The following is an 18,814-nucleotide window of genomic DNA, read 5'->3' as shown; positions in this document are numbered from 1 at the left end:
GCTCAGTAAAATTCGGCAAAAAAGAACCTGCGCAATCAGCAGGTTCTCTTTTTGGGGATTAAATTATTTGCTGCTCAGCATTTTCTGGTACACATCCTTAAAGATTTCATAATCAATAAATTCATTATGTTCAGCCTTTAAGTTCTTGATTGACTTCTCAGACAGCTGGTTTTTGCGTGCATCCACATAAACCTGCCCCAGAATATTGGCTGTTTGTTCCAGCACGTTTTTTTCCTCAGGATATGCGCCATTTTCACGTTCAAACTGGATTTGATACTGTTTGGCAAAAAGCTGCTGTGGCTGTTTGTATTGTGCCCTTAACTTTTTCAGGGCCTGACGATCCTGATCACCACGTATGGCATCGTTCACAATACGGTCCACCGCCCGCCCCAGCTTGTCATCAAACTGGTCTTCTTGTTCAAGGTGGTGCTTGCCTTGTAAACCCTCAATCGCTTTCAGTGCCTTGCCCTCTGGGTTATACACCTCCTCATCCGAGTACCAGTAGGCGTAGACACTGGCGATTTCCTGCAACTCCTGAGTGGAATAACGCTGCACAACCTGTGGCTGGCTTTCAGTCAGCTTGGCAATAAATACAGCTTTATAGGTTTGTTCATAGGAATGGGTTGCATCATAACGCTGTTCCGCAATCACTTTTAGCTGGTCATCCAGAGACAGGGTATAAGGCTGTGCAGAACGTTCCTGAATGGTAGACTGGCCTAGTTTTTCCGAGAAGCTGCCAATCGCTTGTTCCAGCATTGAACCCTTGCTTGCTTCCGCCCATGTTTTTGCACGTTTCAACTGTGCCTGATCAATCGGGGTGGCCTTGCCGTAGTTTGAAATCTGCATATCCGCTTTCAGGTTAAAGCGTGACTTGAATTCTGGTAAGGCATAGTTCAGGTCATAATCTAGCTTAATTGCACGTCCCTTTGCATCCAGTCCCACATCCATCACAAATGGGTTGCGTTGACTCACAGGTGGCAAGGCTGCATCTATGTCTGCCTGATGCTTGATCCAGAGTGCCTTAAATGCCTGATCATCAATAAACTGGTTTTGGTCATACGCTGCAAATATCTTTTCCAAGGCTTGCAGTTTTTCCAGATAAGCTCCCAGGCGTGGCGTGGTCTCCTGACCAAATACATCCATGTCGTAAACAGTTTGGCAATACTGCACATCACCATAAGTGGTTTTAGCAGTATTTTGCAGTGCCAGACACTGTTCAGCAGTCAAGCCCTGCTCATCTGTAGCAGCTTTATCTATGTTTTCAGGTGCATCTTCAACATTATTTGCTTCCTGTTCAGCAGCCTGCGCAGCATCTTCAGAAGCAGAACCATAAGACTCATCTGCATCATCAACACCCAGATGTTGATTTACCAGACGATAAAGCTGCTGGCTGACCACACTGGCATCATCTGCCGAGTTTTTTGAAGCCAGCACAGAGGAACTCGCTGATTTAGCCTTTGACTGAACCGCAGCATCCACCTCATCTGTAACCAGTTTCTCTAAACTCTTTTCCTTGAAATTTAGGACCTGCTGTACCAGATATTTCTCATTGACCTTGCTATACAGGTTTGCCTGAAGAATGAGTTCCTCAACCGATGTTTTAAGGCGGATCTTTTCCACAACCCCTGCTGCATGGTCATTTGAAGAAACTGCAAGCGCCTGTATGTCATTTGGATTTGCCAGACGGTAATACACCGCACTGGATGCCTTGACATACTCAGCAAATTTCTTGATATCCACCTGCTTGAACAGATGCTGGTATTTAGAAAAGTCCAGATAGGCCAAGTTGTTCTGGTTTTCCTTATTCACCAGATAGGGCATCAGGGCAAAGTAGTTGATATAGAACTTATAATCATTCAGGTCAAGCACCATGGGCACTTTCGCCTGTAGCAGCAAGGTCGGTTTTTCATAGCGCGCGGTGAGGTTGAATGATCCCATTTTCTGACGGTAATGCACTGAACCATCATATTCAAACTGCATGTCATTCAGAACATTGGCCATGACACGGGTAAACTTGTCCGCCTTGCTGCCGCCAAACTGTTTTGGCTGTTGTGCAAGGGCTTCATATAAAGCCTGCTTCTGTGCGCTGTTGAGGTTGACTTTCTGGTCGCGCAGATATTGATCGACCTTTTGCTTTACATTGGCATCCAGAGCCGCCTTGTCATCTTTGCTTACGGTTTTATTTTGGTCCAGATCAACATGGACATTAAACTTTCCACGGTAGTCATAGCTTGGATATTCATACATCGCATTGATGCTGTTAATGGCTTTCTGTTCAAGGTTTACAGCACCAGAATTGGTTTTAATGACATGCTGAGAACATGCAGAAAGACTAAACCCCAATACACATAAAGTTAAATATTTTAAACGCATAGTTTTACCAAACACCTTTATATCATTATATTTACAACTGTAAATTTAATCATCTTCATATTTAAAATGAGTTTCAAACATCAGTGGGAAGATGACTTTTTTACGCCCCTACCGCCTGATCAATTCGCTTTTCTGACAGTCTTTTCCATAGTGTTTATCAATGTATTTTTATCACCATTGTGAATAATCAAAGTATCGAAACAGATAATCCAAAACGATTCAAATACAGGATTAAGATTATGCCAGCTTATAAAGCCCCGCTCCGTGATATTCGCTTCTTAATGAATGAAGTGTTTGATTATCCTGCACACTACCAAACTTTGGCAAGTGGTCAAAATGCAGATGCAGATACGGTTGATATGATTCTTGAAGGTGCGGCAGATTACTGCGAAAACGTACTTTCTCCACTTAACCAGTCAGGTGATGAAGAAGGCTGTACCTTTAACAATGGTGAAGTGACTACACCTAAAGGCTTCAAGGAAGCGTATGACCAGTTCGTCATGGGTGGCTGGCAAGGTCTTTCCTACCCTGAAGAGTTTGGTGGTCAAGGCCTGCCAATGTCTTTAAACCTCATCAAATCTGAAATGATGGGTACTGCAAACTGGTCATTCACCATGTACCCTGGTTTAAGTACAGGTTGTATGAACACCATCATCCAGTTCGGTACAGATGAGCAAAAAGCGACTTATATGCCTAAACTGGTTGAAGGCACCTGGTCTGGCACAATGTGCTTAACGGAACCTCAATGTGGTACAGACTTAGGTCAAGTTAAAACTAAAGCTGAACCTGCTGCTGATGGCACATATAAAATCTCTGGTACTAAAATCTTCATCTCTGCGGGTGAGCATGATTTAACAGAAAACATTATCCATATCGTGCTTGCGCGTCTTCCAGACGCACCTGCTGGTACCCGTGGTATCTCGTTATTCATCGTGCCTAAGTTCATCCCAACTGCTGACGGCGGTGTAGGTGAGCGTAATACCGTATCTTGTGGTTCAATCGAACACAAAATGGGTATCCGTGCATCAGCAACTGCGGTATTGAACTTCGATAACGCTACTGGTTACCTCATTGGTGAAATCAACAAAGGTTTGCATGCAATGTTTACTTTCATGAACACTGCACGTATCGGTACAGCAGTTCAGGGTATTGCACATGCTGAATTATCTTTCCAGGGCGCTTTGCCTTATGCGAAAGACCGTATGTCGATGCGTGCCCTTTCTGGCAAGAAAGAGCCTGAGCGTGTAGGTGATGCGATTATCCACCATGCTGACGTTCGTCGTTTGTTGTTGACTCAAAAAGCGATTGCTGAAGGCGGTCGTTCAATGATCTACCATGCTGCAAAACTCGCAGATAAGATGGCGGATGCATTGGCAAGTGGTGATCAAGCCGCTTATGAAGCTGCTGATGACAAACTTGGTTTCTATACACCAATTCTTAAAGGCTTCCTGACTGAGCTTGGCCTAGAGTCTGCCAACAATGGTATGCAGGTTTTTGGTGGTCACGGTTATATCCGTGAATGGGGTATGGAACAAATCGCGCGTGATGCACGTATCTCTACCTTGTACGAAGGCACTACAGGTATTCAGGCACTTGACTTAATCGGCCGTAAAGTTCTTCTAAGCTCAAAAGGCAAGGTTGTTCGTGACTATACTGCTGAAATCTTGAAGTTCTGTGCTACACATGCCCGCAACAAGTACCTACGCCGCTTCGCCTGGGACCTAACCAAGCTTTGCGCTCAATGGAACACTTTGACTGTTCGTATCATGCTTGCTGCACGTAAAGACCGTGACATCGTTTCTTCAGCTTCTGTTGATTTCTTGATGTTCTCTGGCTATGTGATGATGGCTTACTTCTGGGCTCAGCAGGCTGTGATTGCTTCTGAAAAACTGGAAGCAGGCAACGGTGCTGAAACTCCTGAATTCTATAAAGCAAAAATCAAGGTTGCTGATTTCTACTTTGACCGTTTGTTGCCACGTGCGCAGGGTCATGCAGAATCAATGGTTTCGACTTCCCGTACCTTGACTTCACTTGCACCAGAACACTTCAGCTTCGATTACTAATCGGGACTGACAAAAAAGAGCGCTTGATGCGCTCTTTTTTTATTTTCCAAACAGCAACGTCAAATGATGTCGCTGATTTATTGTGATTTTCCTATCCTCTCGATTATTCTAAAAAAATAAAACAGCTCCACATCATATAGGCAAATAAAAATGACATTTAGGAAAGGCAATCTAAATTATGGCATCTATAAAAAGGCAGAAGATGGAACTTTTATCATTGGCACAACACTTCCAGTATTTGTCTTACTTGAAATATATGATCCTGACGAAGCAGGGTGTTTATATTCTTTAGAAACACTGTCTATTTATCAGGATGGTACAATCAGATGTGGTTATCAGCACTTTAACCTGCAACAACTTAAGCAAGAGATTCAAGAGGGAAAAATTACTGTTCAAATCGCTGAAAGTTCTAAACTTGAGATAGAAAGCCTCGGTGAATTTGGAATTTACCCCTCTCTTTCATACTATAAAAACAATGATGATTTAATAAAGGAAGTTATAGATATTATTGATGAACTCAATGATCGTCCAGATTCAAGCGCACGTTGTCAAATTGCTTGGGAAAACTATTTAACCCACCCTTGTGCAGAAAATATTGAATATTTAAGAATCGCTTATGAAGCCATCCCCACACACCATCGTAAATATGTTTTAGGGGATATGGATCAACATGACATACCCATCCGCAAAGTAATTTATCAGGAACCCCTGCCCTTAAGATATTCAATTGTTCAACCTGAATTCCAGCCAGCAATTCAACAGTTCAGTAAAGAGATTTTTGATACATCCACACCGTTGGAAAAATTTTATAAAGAATTAAAAAATTTGGCGGGCAATCAAAACATCAGACCTTTTGTTTGTAATGGCAATCCACTAAAAACTGACATTTTAATTATTGGTTTTAATCCAGCGACTCAAGCAGATGAGTTTTGGAAATATTTTGCTCCAGCTACAGGCTTCAATAAAAATGACTGGTTACAAGCCTATCAACAAGACCGTATAGATGCTGGCAAACCTGCACTCAGCAATACTCGCCGAGTCATCGAATGGATCAATGATGCATTACTCAGTATTCATCTAAATCTAGTTATCATGGAAACAAATATTTATGCCCTGCCCACGCGCAAAAAAACCGATCTGACACAATCTGATCAAGACACCTTTATTTTTGATTTCCTGATTCAACATCTTCAACCCAAAGTGATGATTACACATGGTGTAGATGCTGAACGGCATATAAAATCCATTAATTTGAACACACCCGTTTTAGCACAGAAACATTTTGCTATTGGTTGGTCCAGGAACAAGGCTCAAGAAATCCTAACCTTTTTATAATCTTGGAATTCTATTAAATGCTTCAATCTTGGATTCCATAAAAATAAAGTACCTAATGGAACTCATGAGATACTTTTTCCTATTCGTTTACTTAAGGATAAAAAAGATCATTCCGCCTTTTCAAAAATATAGGCTTTCTTTGGAAATGGATATTCCTTAAAGAACTTGCGGTTGCGCCCCTGATCCCCATTCCAGATTTTATCCAGATCCATCACAAGATTCTGGTCCTGATTGATCTCATAATATAAATTCACGTCAGCGGCAGCACAGCGCACCACAATCTCTTTTTCCACTGGCTCAACATGCCACTGCACCTGCTTACAGGTTTGCTCAATTTTGGCAACATTACGCGATGAATCTGAACCCAGACGACCGAAACTGGTATTGGTCCAGTAGACAGAGCCATCCTCCAGCAAGTTCATAATATATTCCGCTTCTTTCTCGTTATTGACACAACCAGCGAAATCATCGGTACATGGAATACGCGCATGATAACGCCCGACATAGGCCAGTTCGGTTTCAGACAGTTTAGTTGGCGTATGCTTGTGTGTCACAGGATGAGGCAGGGTAGCCTGCCCAGCAACCTGGGTTAATGACATCCCCTGCTGCGGGTCTGATTCCATGACTTCATGACTCGGTTGCGTCTGGGCCTGTTGTTTAGCGGATTCTGGGTGATGGCTATCACAGGCACTCAACCCAAAGCTCAATAGAGTGCCTACACTAAACCACGATAAGAATAACCTAAACTGCATATCCATAAATCTCTAACATCGATATCGTGACCATTTCCCCTCACCATTCCAGTAAATAAACTTTTTGGAAAGATCAAAACGATTGAACCGTTTTGTTATATGCCTCCAAAAGTCCATTCGTGGAGTATTTTGATAAGACCGAAATTTCGATTAACCCAAGCCATATGCTTTAAGTCGGTGCATTTTAGGCGATACTGTTGGTTTTTCCATCAACAAGTTACATACCGTAACTATTCTCTCGCCTATTGAAACTTTAAAAATTCAGCTTTGCCCCTATCTCCTAAATAACAGCATTGAACAAAACCCTTTTTATTTTTTACTGCTGTTTCATTTATTTAAGGAGATAGACTTAATGGCCAATTCTGGTTTATATCGCTCAAACCAACAAAGCATGATCGCTGGTGTAATGGGCGGTATTGCGGAACGTTTTGGTTGGAATGCAAACTTGTTACGCCTGATCTTTGTGGTGGTTTCACTCATGAGTGCGGCCTTTCCTGGCATTTTGGTCTATCTGATTTTATGGCTGGTAATTCCGAAACAGCAGACAGCACGTGTTGACCATGTTCAAGGCTATCATCAACCTGTTAAGACAGTTTATGAAGATCAACACATAAAACGCTAATCCCTCTTTCCTCTTTTGGTCGCTACGGTTGATTTACCCCTAATACAACCGTAGCTTTTTTTTGCCTGAATCAGGTTAAAACATATTGCTGGTTGAGGAGTTGCTGTAATGCTGCAATCATGTCAGCACGACTCACAATTCCAATGAGACGCTGGTTCTCTACCACAGGAATATAGTTAAAGGATTTCTCCACAAAATAGGGGACTAAATCCTGAATCGGCTGTGATGGCTCCACAGTGACGACACGGCGACTCATAATCTGTCTCACATAATGCTGCCATGAATTTCTTGGATCAGCGGCACCCTTAAACCATTCCACTACCTCATATAAGGCCAGCGTTCCAACCAGTTCTTCTTCCGCATTGACGACAGGCAAACTCATGAGGTTGACTTCCTTGAACTTCTCTAAGGCCTGATGAATATCATCATCTTCATGTAGCTTAATGACATCCCGACTCATAATATCCTGACAGACAAAGTAACTATTCAAGCGTTCGCTTGCGTGTTCCTGTGCTTCCAGAATAATTTTTTCCAGATCATATTGGCTGATGTCCAACAACTCGGTATGTTGCTCCAGGGCATATTCAATATCCTTGGGTTGAATCGAGACTTTCTGGGTAGGTGTCGGGTCTTTCGAGCGCTCATTGACATGCGCGGTAATGGGATAATGCCGCCCAATTAAACGGTTAAAAAATACCGCAAACAGCAACAGTAAAATCGAGTTCAATAGCACGGGATACAGTACAAAATGAAATCCTAGACGATGTACCGCCTCACCACCCAAAACCGCGGTAATCGCCACTGCCCCACTTGGTGGATGCAAGGAGTCTGTAGTCATCATCATAAAAATCGCAAACCCAACCGCCACACTAAATGCGCTGGTCAGATCAGGTAAATATTGAGTACAGGCCACCCCAATAATCCCTGCCAGCGTATTTCCAACAACCACATTCCAGGGCTGTGCCAGTGGACTGTTGGGAACCGCGAATAGAAGCACTGAAGATGCACCCATCGGTGCGATATACCAGGCATTCATGCCACCCAGTACATACCAACTGACCAGTGATGATATGGCAAGGCCACACAACGCACCGATGCCTGAGTAAAGACGTTCTTTCAGGGGAAGAACTTTATAGTTGGGTTTTAAAAAATTTAGCCAGTCTGATTGGGTAGAGCTCACAATGCACCTTGCTGGAATAGTGTTGTTTTTGATTCGTTGCGCAGTATACGCCTATCTCCTAACAAAGATGTATTTAAATTATAGTTTTAGGTTATGAGTAAATTTGTTGAAACCCGACAAGATCAATTCAGGTATTCACTAAGCTGTTCCACGCGCTCCGCATATTTTTGCATCGGACAGAACTCATACATGGGAGAACCGATATAGGCACCCGCATTACGACATTCCTGATCAACAAAGTTTTTCCATAGCTGTTGTGATTTCATAATATCGCTGTAACGTTCAGGTTGTTGGTCATCCTTACTTTGGTTCTTAATTTGATCCAATAGTTTTACAATTTGCTTCGCATATAACGTCTTGGTTTTATTGCTACAGATTTCCACCACGGCATTATTGATATGGCCAATATTTAATTGTTGAATCGTTTCATCAACACACTGGTTATAAGGGTCTGGCGCTGCCTGTACTGCCGTTGCATAAATAACCAACGCCAAACCCAGTATTTTCACGCTCAACCTGACCATCTTTTTCTCCAGTTTTTTTATAATATTTAAAAAATACTGCTATCAACCTTATTCAATTTTCCATTACAAATTCTAGTGGCCGCTTTCCTGTTTGCATAGTTTAAGAAACGTCTTGTATATAAAGTGCATACAAGAAACAATCATCCTCTTTCAAACAAAAACAGCCCACTCTATGGGCTGCCAGTCTATTCGTGACTTGTCTTAAAATGTCTTTGCAACACCCAGCCAGGTAAAGGTATTTGGTACATCACTCAACTGAATCGTCTGTTTTATTTTGAGATTTTTCAGGTCCAGCTCCACAATGGTTTTAGCCTGCGTATCATTGATAAAGACCGTCTCTGTGGCTGCATTGACCACCAGACGACTTTTAGCAAGTTCAGTCGCATTTACATTTTGGAGGGCCTTGATTTGCCCGATGCGTTGCCAGCTTTGCGTATCCACCACATGCACCATACCCATACTATCCAGAATCGCAAGATAGTGACCTGATGCATTGACCACCTGCTGCAAACGCTTCACTGGCGTTGTGCCATCTGCCTCTTTTGCCCCTAAAGACCAATCCAGACCCACTGCATTTAAATTGTTTGGATCAACAACAAACAAGGCATGCGTTCCTGTGGCAAAGGCAGCAAACTTGTCCAGTTTTTCATGTCCAGCAATGGTGGTAATTCGCTGATCAATTAAAACTTTCTTATCAATAAATTGACTTCCCTTTTGTTCAACCACCAGTACCCCATCTTCACAGCCAAAGGCAGCATATCGCTGAATGGAGGCTGCACCATGCAAACGGTTACAACCATTTGCCAAAGTCTGTTCCTCGTGGAAATGGTCACCATGCAACTCATAGCTTTTCACAATACTGAGTGTATCGGCATCGTTGGCTAAATAGGTACTGAGCACATAGGCACCACGCGGTTCAGCCACACCATGATGTTTTTTAGGCAGTTTCTGACTGGAAATGGACTGTTTCTCAATCGCTGAATCATTAAACACATCAAACTTGGAGCTTTCAACTTCGCTGCCATCGTAGAACAATGCAGCCAAACCATTAAAGCTACGGTAGTGTGCGGGTGTTGCACCCTTGAGCTGAAACGCCAATACATGCGGCATATTCTTCTGTAGCAGATTATCCTTGTTCAGCACGCCACTGTCTGCAAACTGCACTACACCCTCATTGCGGCTCAGCATTACCGCATAACGTGACTGCGGGCTGCCATACATCGCGGATGGGGAATAACTTAGCGCTGTTGTATGAATGACCTTTTGATCCGCCAAATCATAAACTGAGAGCAAGGGACGAACGCTGTCATCATTGGCAATGGCCAAACGCCCCTCATAGATTTTTGCAGGTTGCTCTGGCTTGGGTGTAACGGTTGACGATGAACCTGAAGAATCCCCTCCACATGCTGAAAGCAACACACTGCTCAACAACGCACTCAGCACATAGCCTTGTTTTATTTTCTTCACTGTAACTTCCCCTATTGGACAAATGATCTTAAATTATTGTTACGTTATAACATAACAATAACAGCTTGTTCAGCATTTTTTAAGTTTTATTTGAATGAGGAAGATTACAGACAGTAATAAGCTGGTTTAGATGAGTTTTTCATTCAGATAACGCCAGTAGCGTTTGGGTAGATACTGCACATGCAGCCTAATATTCTGACGTTCCTTAATATTGATGCTGTTAAAATAGTCTTTCCAGAGCTGGTCATATAAAACCTCCTGCTCGTCAAGCTGCAACTGAAAGCTTTGGCTGAAACCATTTTCGAGATTGCGATCAATTTCATCCGCTTGCAGTGAAACCTCATGGATTTCGTGCAAATCATAATACAGGCCAAACTTGCGCTGCTCATCGTAAATCAGCCAGCGTTGATCCTGATAACGCCGCCTAAAATGTGGCTGGATTAAGGGCAACACGTTAAAGTCTGGACGAACCAGACTTAAAAATAGCCCATCGGTGGTTTTCTTAAAACGGATAAAGGCTTCCATACGATGCTTTTCACGTCCCACCTTTTTTGTCCATTGAGAAATTGCCAACACACTGGGATGCGAATAATCCGTTTCGACTGAACCCTGCTGACTAAACACATAAATACAGTAATTGAGTAAGTGCTGGTGCGCTTCCAAAGATTCAGACAGATAGGCAAAATAAAACTGCCTTAAGGCTGGCTTTGAAAGTTTACGCTGGAGTGCCGACCAGACCCGTTGCGCATATTGTTCATGATTGGGGATTTCAACAATGCTGGAAAACAGTCCATGTTGGGCATTTTTAAATAAACAGAGCTTGACCTGAAACTCCCTGAACTGGAATGCCCGAAATACACAATTCAGTAATCCAACCATTGAACCATCAAAGTAATAATAGACCATTCCTCCACCTTACATCATTAAAATCCCAGACTTAACTGTGGAGAGAGTTGCTGAACATACTTGGATGAACCCTGCGTTAAAATCTGTTGACGAATGTAACTGGAGGAAAGTTCTTTCTGGAAACGTGGGCTGTCTTCACAACGGATAAAGAATTTTGCCCGTGAATAGGCCACACCGAGCTGTTTCAACAAATCAATATGCACCTTGCCAAAACGGCGTGCCTGTACAATTTTCTTGGCTGATTTCACCCCAATCCCTGGCACACGCAGAATCATGTGGTAATCCGCCCGATTTAAGTCCACTGGGAACTGTTCAGGATGGCGTAGCGCCCAACTCAGTTTGGGATCAACATCAAGGTCCAGATTTGGAAATCGTTCATTGACAATTTCATTGACCTGAAAACCGTAGAAACGCATCAGCCAATCGGTCTGATAGAGCCGATTTTCGCGCAAAAGTGGTGGTGCGGAACCCACCACAGGTAAGTAGCTATTTTCTGTATTGATCGGGATATAGCCTGAGAAATAGACCCGCTTGAGTTTAAATTCCTTATAGTGATGATCCGCCATGAGTAGAATATCCTGATCGGTTTCCTGATGTGCCCCCACCACCATTTGTGTGGTCTGTCCTGCGGGTACATATTTCGGCACATGCTTGATGATCTGGCGTTCATCCTTGAGCTGAATCAGGCGATCTCGAACCAGTCCCAAATCTTTCTGCACTTCCTGATGGGATTTTTCAGGAGCAAAGGCTTTTAAACCAATTTCAGTCGGCATTTCCAGATTGATGCTCATTCGGTCTGCATAAAGTCCCGCTTCGTGGATCAGCTCTGGCGATGCTCCTGGAATGGTTTTAAGGTGAATATAACCATTAAAGTTTTCTTCCAGACGCAGTTTCTTCACCACCTGAAGCATTCTTTCCATCGTATGGTCTGCCGACTTGAAAATGCCTGAGCTTAGAAATAGCCCTTCAATATAGTTACGCCGATAGAAGTTCATGGTCAAATCAACCACTTCCTGAACGGTAAAAGCAGCCCGTTTGACATCATTGGAACGGCGTGACACGCAATAGGCACAGTCAAAAATACAGACATTGCTCAACAGGATTTTGAGCAGTGAAACGCAACGGCCATCTTCGGTATAGCTGTGGCAAATCCCACCATGACTGGTATCGCCTAAACCTTTGTCCTTATTTTTACGGTCACTGCCACTGGAAGAACAGGACACATCATATTTGGCGGCGTCCGCAAGAATTTGCAGTTTTTCACGAATGCGATCAGACACGCCTTTCACCACCATACACAACGAACGAGAGGTAAAAAATTAACATAAGCTTTTGCTCAAACATAAGTGATCAAAAGCAGTTTTACGTCATGGCTTGTCGTTTCAATGCACTGTTATTTCAAGTTCCTTTAGATAAAACAGTTCGGGTACTGTACAAAATAACTGGCAAGGCAATCAGGTAAATCACAATCACGCTCAGCCAAATTGCACCTGGCCATTGCGCCTGAAACTGGAAATAAAGCATGGAGAAAAACAAGGGGGCAATCATGGATGCCAAACTCACTGTAGATGCAATCACACCCTGAAACTGGCCTTGCTGTTCGGCAGAAACCTGTCGGGAAGCCAAGGCTTGGAGTGAGGGCGTACCCATACTTCCCAACGCAAAAATAGGCATAATCGCAAAAATCATCCAGCCACTTTTGGCAAAGGCCATCACGTATAAAGCCACACAGGTACAGGCTATACCTATCAGCACGGTGTTACGGTCACCCAATATGCTTGAAGCATGGCGTGGGATAAAGGCCTGAACCAGCATTTGACATAGACCAAACATCCCTAGCGAAAAGCCAACCCAAAACCCATTCCACTGAAACGTGTCATGTCCCCACAATGCCCAGCAAACCCCATACACTTCCCCTATGGCACTAAAGATAAAGAAAGTTGCAATTAGGGGAAGTACACCATGAACTGAACCAACACCAGCAAACACTTTCAAAGGATTTAATGTGGGTAATGGCCCTTTCCTTGAGGTCACCTGTCGAGATTCGGGTAAAACAAAATAGGCAAGTAAAAGGTTAAATCCTGTCAACATGGCCGCCACCAGAAAAGGTAGCCTTAACCAGTATTCACCCAGAAATCCACCCAGCACAGGACCAATAATAAAGCCTGCGCCAAACATGGCATTGATTAAACCAAAATATTTTGCACGACTGCTTTCCTGAGAAACATCGAAAATATAGGCACTTGCAACAGCCATATTGGCACTGGTGATCCCAGCAATAATACGCCCCAGAAACAGGAAAAGTAGGCTATGCGAAAAGGCCAGAAACAGATAGTTGACTGCTGAACCAGCAAGTGAAATCAGCAGGATCGGCCTACGGCCCCATCGGTCACTTAAAGCCCCTAACAAGGGAGAAAAGATAAACTGCATGGCCGCATACAGACTGGCCAATATCCCCATATATACGGCAATATGGGTACTGTGTGTCATATCTTGCAGTAATGAGGGAAGAATCGGAAAAATAAGCCCGATACCAACAGCATCCAGCGCAATAGTTGCAAAAATAATAAATAGAGGTCGATTCATAAAGCGTCCTATCGAAAAATCAGGCACAGTAAAACTGTGGAAACCTGTTAACGATGCCTGATAACATCTCAAGCCCTGATGAACGCTGACCGAACCTTAAAGATTGGGATATGTGTCGAACTGAGTATTTTCCCCAAGAATAGGAAATGAACCTCAAGTCGATTTTTCGCGAATTTTTTATCGTAACAATGAAAAAGATTACATTGCACATCCTAACATTAAAATGATGAGGCTCACAATCTGATCAGCAGGATGATGGGAACGCAAAAACCCAGGCTATCACCTCAGCAATTTTCCCCGCATTAAGCCTTTGCCACTCCCCCCCAAAATCCTTATACTTAGGGACAATTTTTCCTAAATTTATAACGGATACAGCATGAGCCGTGCGATCTCGCATATTGACACATTTCAGGGCTTAATTCTTGCCCTACAAAACTATTGGGCGGAGCAAGGCTGCGTCGTATTACAACCCTATGATATGGAAATGGGTGCGGGAACATTCCACACTGCAACATTCTTACGTGCATTAGGCCCAGAAACCTGGAATGCGGCCTATGTTCAGCCGTCACGTCGTCCAAAAGATGGCCGTTATGGTGAGAATCCAAACCGCCTGCAACACTACTATCAGTTTCAGGTTGTGCTTAAGCCAAACCCAGACAACATTCAGCAACTTTATCTCGATTCTTTAAAAGCCATCGGTATTGATACGCTGACGCATGACATTCGTTTTGTTGAGGACAACTGGGAATCTCCAACACTAGGTGCATGGGGTTTAGGTTGGGAAGTTTGGCTGAACGGCATGGAAGTAACCCAGTTCACTTACTTCCAGCAAGTCGGTGGCGTTGAATGTTATCCAGTGACAGGTGAAATCACCTACGGTCTGGAACGTCTGGCCATGTACCTGCAAGGTGTCGATTCCGTTTATGATCTGGTATGGACCAAAGGTCAGTTTGGTACGGTGACCTACGGTGATGTATTCCATCAAAATGAGGTTGAGCAATCGACCTATAACTTTGAATACGCACCTGTTGACAAACTGTTTGAACTGTTTGATTTCTATGAATCAGAAGCCAACCGTTTAATCGAAGCCAAGCTTTCTCTACCAGCCTATGAACAAGTGGTGAAAGCATCACATACCTTTAACTTGCTGGATGCACGTGGTGCAATCTCTGTGACTGAGCGTCAACGTTATATCTTGCGTGTGCGTACCCTTGCCCGTGCCATTGCCCAAAGCTATGTACAGGCACGTGCGGAACTTGGCTTCCCAATGGCAGAACCGCATTTGCGTGATGAGGTATTGGCCCAACTCAAGGCACAGGTTGAAGCGGAAGCTGCACAGAACAAAGCCAGTACATAAATGGAAAAATAACATCTGATTTAGGAAGATCAAAATGCCAAGTGTTGTGATTGAAGTAAGACGTGAATACTCAACTGAGCAGGAAATCGCCATCATTGAGGCTGTTCACTCGGCTTTGGTTCAACACTTTCAGATTCCTGAAAAAGATAAACATATCCGTTTCATCGCCCATTTACCGCATCGTTTTGCCTGCCCACCGCATCAGGAACAGCCTGAGTTTTATACACAGATTAGCATTGATGCCTTTGCTGGGCGTTCTGTGGATGCAAAACGAAACCTTTATCAAGGCATTGTCAACAATCTTGAGTTGCTTGGTATTCCACCCAAGTAAGTGACGATCATTGTTCGCGATCTTCCATTGGAAAACTGGGGGATTCGTGGTGGTCAGGCGGCTTGCGATGTTGCATTAGGGTTTAAGGTAGATGTTTAGATCATCTTGCTTATGACAGATAAATATTTTTAGAAGACATTTGAACATGACACATACCGTATTATTTGAATTGGGCTGTGAAGAACTTCCACCCAAAAGTCTAAAAACCTTACGTGATGCCTTAAAGGCAGAAACAGAAAAAGGTTTAAAGGATGCAGGCTTAAACTTTGCCTCTATTGAGGCTTATGCCGCGCCACGTCGTTTAGCGCTGAAGATTGTGGATATTGATGCAGCACAGGCCGACACGCAAAAACGCTTTGATGGCCCTGCTGTTCAGGCGGCTTACGATGCTGAAGGTAAACCGACCAAAGCACTTGAAGGCTTTATGCGTGGTCAAGGCATTGGCGTTGACCAACTTTCCACCTTTCAGGCGGGTAAAGTTGAAAAAGTTTGCTTCCTGAAAGATGTCAAAGGTCAAAGCCTTGATGCCTTACTGCCACAAATTTTACAGACAGCTTTGGACAATTTGCCAATCGCCAAACGTATGCGTTCAGCGGCAAGCCGTACCGAATTTGTACGTCCAGTAAAATGGGTTGTGTTACTAAAAGATGATCAAGTCATTGAAGCCACCATTCAGGATCACAAAGCGGGTAATGTCACCTATGGTCACCGTTTCCACGCACCAGAAGCAGTGACTTTGGCACATGCCAATGACTACTTGGCAGTGCTGGAAAAAGCGTATGTGGTTGCCAACTTTGAAAAGCGTCAGGTAACCATTCAGGAACAAGTGAAAAAGTTGGCAGATGAAGTCAATGCCACTGCCATTGTGCCAGCAGACCTGTTGGATGAAGTCACCAGTCTGGTTGAATGGCCTGTCGCTTTGCGTGCAAGCTTTGAAGAACGTTATTTAGCCGTTCCTCAAGAAGCCTTGATTACCACCATGCAGGATAATCAGAAGTATTTCTGCTTAATCAATGCCGAGGGTAAATTACAGCCTTACTTCATTACCATTTCAAATATTGAGTCGAAAGACCCGATTCAAATTATTGAAGGAAATGAGAAAGTTGTACGTCCACGTTTGTCTGACGCAGAATTCTTCTTCCTGCAAGACCAGAAACAGCCTCTCGCTAGCCGTAAAGAAAAATTAGCCAATATGGTGTTTCAGGCTCAATTGGGTACGCTTTGGAACAAGTCAGAACGTATTGCAAAATTGGCTGTGACATTGTCACCCATTACAGGTGCGAATGTTGCCGATGCTGAAAAAGCGGCGTTATTGTCGAAGTGTGACTTAACCTCTGAGCTGGTGGGTGAATTCCCTGAACTTCAAGGTATTGCAGGTACATATTATGCACGCCTTGAGGGTGAAAACAACGAAGTTGCAGAAGCGTTGGGTGAGCAATACTTACCGAAGTTTGCAGGTGATGTGTTACCGCAGACCAAGACAGGTACAACCATCGCCCTTGCTGACCGTTTAGATACGCTGGTTGGTATTTTCGGGATTGGTCAGGCACCGACAGGTTCTAAAGACCCGTTTGGATTACGCCGTTCTGCGATTGGTATCTTGCGTCTCATCATTGAAAATGAACTTGATGTGACCATCGAAGAGCTTGTGAACTTTGCCTTGCAAGGTTATGGTGGCGTTGTTAAAGATCACGACAAAACCCGTGCCGATGCGGTGGCTTTCCTTGAGGGTCGTTACCGTGCCAAGTATGAAGACCAAGGCGTTGCCGTTGATGTGATTCAGGCGGTTCAGGCACTTGCGCCAAAATCTCCGCTTGATTTTGACAAGCGTGTCACTGCGGTCAATCATTTCCGCACCTTGCCAGAAGCCGCTGCATTGGCTGCGGCAAACAAGCGTGTTGCCAATATTCTTGCCAAAGAAGCAACACCAGAGGGTACTGTGGTTGAAGCTAACCTAGTTGAAGCGGCTGAAAAAGCACTTTATGCAGAACTTCAAGCGTTGACACCTGTGGTTCAGCCTTTACTTGCTGCACGTAACTATACTGAAGCACTGTCCAAACTTGCTGCATTGCGTGCGCCAATTGATGCTTTCTTTGAAAATGTCATGGTCATGGCGGATGATGCTGAATTGAAAGCCAACCGTCTACGCTTATTGGCACAGTTGCGTGATTTATTCACGGCGATTGCGGATGTGAGTGTGTTGCAGGGTTGATAAAATAAGAAAAGAATCGCCTAAAAGCGATTCTTTTCTTATAAGAATTATTGAAGATTGCTTATTCCAACTTCTATAGATTACCTTTATATTCTATATTTAATAATTGTATTTCTTGTTTACTAATTTTATCTAAAATATCTGGAAAAAGTTCTAGCATATCAATTATTGCCAAACTCAAATATACCTCAGCGATACTTAATGAAAAAGCTGTATATTTCTCTTCAACCTCAGTTTTGACGCCTGTCCCTCTATCTGCTTCCAACATACGGTAGAACCCCATAGGATAACTATGAGTATAACTAGACAATAACTGATAGTTTATTTTAAAGTGATTTTTTGAGTTCCCAATTCTTTCTTCAATTTCTTCTCGACTTAAGAAAAAGGCTGTATCACCTTTCAAATAATGTTTTTTTTGTTTAACATCTAATTGATTAAAATAGTTTGTACTCTCTAGTTCACTAATCAAGCGCTCTTTTATTTCTGCATTTACTTCCTCATTACCAATTTTATAAAAAAGTTTTCCTCTAGCCATAAAATCATGGTAATTAAACAGTTTTTTACGAGCTAATGCTTCATCATCTGAAATATTATCAATACATAAGTAATAAAAAGTTTGGTAGCATTCCATCAAATTCCTAACCAAAGAAAAAGCTGAACTAAAATCCCAATGTAATGCATATTTTTTGCCAGTATCGTGGTCTACCAATTTTTTTAAGGTGATTGATATAACACAGATTTTCGTAAAAAGAATAGATGCCCAACCTTTACGATAATCCACCAATCTTCCTGCGACTAATTTAGAAACTTTTCTTGATAGGTTTGATATTTTCACATACTTGGATAATGACTTTTGGAAAGTCATTTTATCAATATTTATAATATCCATACCTTCACGTAGCTCTTCAAATAAATCTGTATTAGGCTTTATCATATAATCCTCTAATTAATATAAAATTTTATACCACTAATTTTACAAGCTAAATTTAAATTGCATTACCTTTAAATATAACAATTAACTCACAATAGTCTTATACACTTCAACAACTTAATATCTCAATTTCACATCACCTACATTCTTTTCTTGAACTTGGCGATAAGCTATA

At 42.8% G+C, this 18,814-nt stretch carries 14 protein-coding genes and 1 pseudogene; 6 read left to right on the top strand and 9 right to left on the bottom strand.

Annotated elements, in window-relative coordinates:
* Positions 1-63: 63 nt before the first annotated feature.
* The gene (locus QLH32_RS12890; protein WP_283269342.1) at positions 64-2,373 is read right to left on the bottom strand and encodes a hypothetical protein; all 2,310 of its coding nucleotides are present in this window, start codon (positions 2,371-2,373) and stop codon (positions 64-66) included.
* A gap of 239 nt (positions 2,374-2,612) precedes the next feature.
* Here QLH32_RS12890 and QLH32_RS12885 point away from each other — a divergent pair, with 239 nt between their 5' ends.
* Both QLH32_RS12885 and QLH32_RS12880 read left to right on the top strand, forming a co-directional pair.
* Positions 2,613-4,436, top strand: coding sequence for an acyl-CoA dehydrogenase C-terminal domain-containing protein (locus QLH32_RS12885; RefSeq protein ID WP_283266541.1), 1,824 nt, complete (start codon positions 2,613-2,615; stop codon positions 4,434-4,436).
* Between the two features lie 150 nt (positions 4,437-4,586).
* Positions 4,587-5,771, top strand: a complete 1,185-nt coding sequence (locus QLH32_RS12880) for a DUF7639 domain-containing protein (protein ID WP_283266540.1) — start codon at positions 4,587-4,589, stop codon at positions 5,769-5,771.
* Positions 5,772-5,878: 107 nt separating this feature from the next.
* Here the strand turns inward: QLH32_RS12880 and QLH32_RS12875 are convergent, their stop codons facing one another.
* Positions 5,879-6,523, bottom strand: coding sequence for a hypothetical protein (locus QLH32_RS12875; RefSeq protein WP_283266539.1), 645 nt, complete (start codon positions 6,521-6,523; stop codon positions 5,879-5,881).
* 352 nt (positions 6,524-6,875) lie between these two features.
* Between QLH32_RS12875 and QLH32_RS12870 the strand changes: the two genes are divergently transcribed.
* Positions 6,876-7,145 (top strand): PspC domain-containing protein, encoded by a 270-nt coding sequence (locus QLH32_RS12870; protein ID WP_267980705.1) that lies wholly within the window; start codon positions 6,876-6,878, stop codon positions 7,143-7,145.
* A 70-nt stretch (positions 7,146-7,215) separates the two neighbouring features.
* Here QLH32_RS12870 and QLH32_RS12865 read toward each other — a convergent pair whose 3' ends face one another.
* From QLH32_RS12865 to QLH32_RS12840, 6 genes are all read right to left on the bottom strand, one after another.
* Positions 7,216-8,325, bottom strand: coding sequence for an HPP family protein (locus tag QLH32_RS12865; RefSeq protein WP_283266538.1), 1,110 nt, complete (start codon positions 8,323-8,325; stop codon positions 7,216-7,218).
* Between the two features lie 122 nt (positions 8,326-8,447).
* Positions 8,448-8,849, bottom strand: a complete 402-nt coding sequence (locus QLH32_RS12860) for a lysozyme inhibitor LprI family protein (RefSeq protein ID WP_283266537.1) — start codon at positions 8,847-8,849, stop codon at positions 8,448-8,450.
* A 201-nt stretch (positions 8,850-9,050) separates the two neighbouring features.
* Entirely contained in the window at positions 9,051-10,316 is a 1,266-nt protein-coding gene (locus QLH32_RS12855) for a hypothetical protein (RefSeq protein ID WP_283266536.1), read from the bottom strand.
* 126 nt (positions 10,317-10,442) lie between these two features.
* Positions 10,443-11,222, bottom strand: coding sequence for a TIGR03915 family putative DNA repair protein (locus QLH32_RS12850; protein ID WP_283266535.1), 780 nt, complete (start codon positions 11,220-11,222; stop codon positions 10,443-10,445).
* Between the two features lie 17 nt (positions 11,223-11,239).
* On the bottom strand, positions 11,240-12,502 hold the full coding sequence (locus tag QLH32_RS12845; protein WP_283266534.1) for a putative DNA modification/repair radical SAM protein: 1,263 nt from the start codon (positions 12,500-12,502) through the stop codon (positions 11,240-11,242).
* Positions 12,503-12,620: 118 nt separating this feature from the next.
* Positions 12,621-13,808, bottom strand: coding sequence for a TCR/Tet family MFS transporter (locus tag QLH32_RS12840; RefSeq protein ID WP_283266533.1), 1,188 nt, complete (start codon positions 13,806-13,808; stop codon positions 12,621-12,623).
* A gap of 376 nt (positions 13,809-14,184) precedes the next feature.
* Between QLH32_RS12840 and glyQ the strand changes: the two genes are divergently transcribed.
* From glyQ to glyS, 3 genes and pseudogenes are all read left to right on the top strand, one after another.
* Positions 14,185-15,165 carry a glycine--tRNA ligase subunit alpha gene (glyQ, locus tag QLH32_RS12835; RefSeq protein ID WP_279958641.1) on the top strand — a complete coding sequence of 327 codons (981 nt, stop codon included), beginning with the start codon at positions 14,185-14,187 and terminating at the stop codon, positions 15,163-15,165.
* A 34-nt stretch (positions 15,166-15,199) separates the two neighbouring features.
* Positions 15,200-15,595: pseudogene (locus tag QLH32_RS12830) on the top strand (tautomerase family protein).
* 46 nt (positions 15,596-15,641) lie between these two features.
* The gene (gene glyS, locus QLH32_RS12825) at positions 15,642-17,708 is read left to right on the top strand and encodes a glycine--tRNA ligase subunit beta (protein ID WP_283266532.1); all 2,067 of its coding nucleotides are present in this window, start codon (positions 15,642-15,644) and stop codon (positions 17,706-17,708) included.
* Positions 17,709-17,781: 73 nt separating this feature from the next.
* Here the strand turns inward: glyS and QLH32_RS12820 are convergent, their stop codons facing one another.
* Positions 17,782-18,642, bottom strand: a complete 861-nt coding sequence (locus tag QLH32_RS12820) for a DUF5677 domain-containing protein (RefSeq protein ID WP_283266531.1) — start codon at positions 18,640-18,642, stop codon at positions 17,782-17,784.
* Positions 18,643-18,814: the final 172 nt, after the last annotated feature.

It is taken from the genome of Acinetobacter corruptisaponis, assembly GCF_030053775.1.
Lineage (GTDB): Bacteria > Pseudomonadota > Gammaproteobacteria > Pseudomonadales > Moraxellaceae > Acinetobacter > Acinetobacter corruptisaponis.
The sequence above is the reverse complement of the archived record's forward strand: the minus strand, read 5'-3'. Positions and strand labels throughout refer to the sequence as shown.

Coding starts and splice junctions, on each gene's coding strand:
- QLH32_RS12820 (WP_283266531.1), bottom strand. CDS start 18,642: ATGATAAAGCCTAATACAGATTTATTTGAAGAGCTACGTGAAGGTATG.
- glyS (WP_283266532.1), top strand. CDS start 15,642: ATGACACATACCGTATTATTTGAATTGGGCTGTGAAGAACTTCCACCC.
- QLH32_RS12890 (WP_283269342.1), bottom strand. CDS start 2,373: ATGCGTTTAAAATATTTAACTTTATGTGTATTGGGGTTTAGTCTTTCT.
- QLH32_RS12860 (WP_283266537.1), bottom strand. CDS start 8,849: ATGGTCAGGTTGAGCGTGAAAATACTGGGTTTGGCGTTGGTTATTTAT.
- glyQ (WP_279958641.1), top strand. CDS start 14,185: ATGAGCCGTGCGATCTCGCATATTGACACATTTCAGGGCTTAATTCTT.
- QLH32_RS12885 (WP_283266541.1), top strand. CDS start 2,613: ATGCCAGCTTATAAAGCCCCGCTCCGTGATATTCGCTTCTTAATGAAT.
- QLH32_RS12840 (WP_283266533.1), bottom strand. CDS start 13,808: ATGAATCGACCTCTATTTATTATTTTTGCAACTATTGCGCTGGATGCT.
- QLH32_RS12880 (WP_283266540.1), top strand. CDS start 4,587: ATGACATTTAGGAAAGGCAATCTAAATTATGGCATCTATAAAAAGGCA.
- QLH32_RS12850 (WP_283266535.1), bottom strand. CDS start 11,222: ATGGTCTATTATTACTTTGATGGTTCAATGGTTGGATTACTGAATTGT.
- QLH32_RS12870 (WP_267980705.1), top strand. CDS start 6,876: ATGGCCAATTCTGGTTTATATCGCTCAAACCAACAAAGCATGATCGCT.
- QLH32_RS12875 (WP_283266539.1), bottom strand. CDS start 6,523: ATGCAGTTTAGGTTATTCTTATCGTGGTTTAGTGTAGGCACTCTATTG.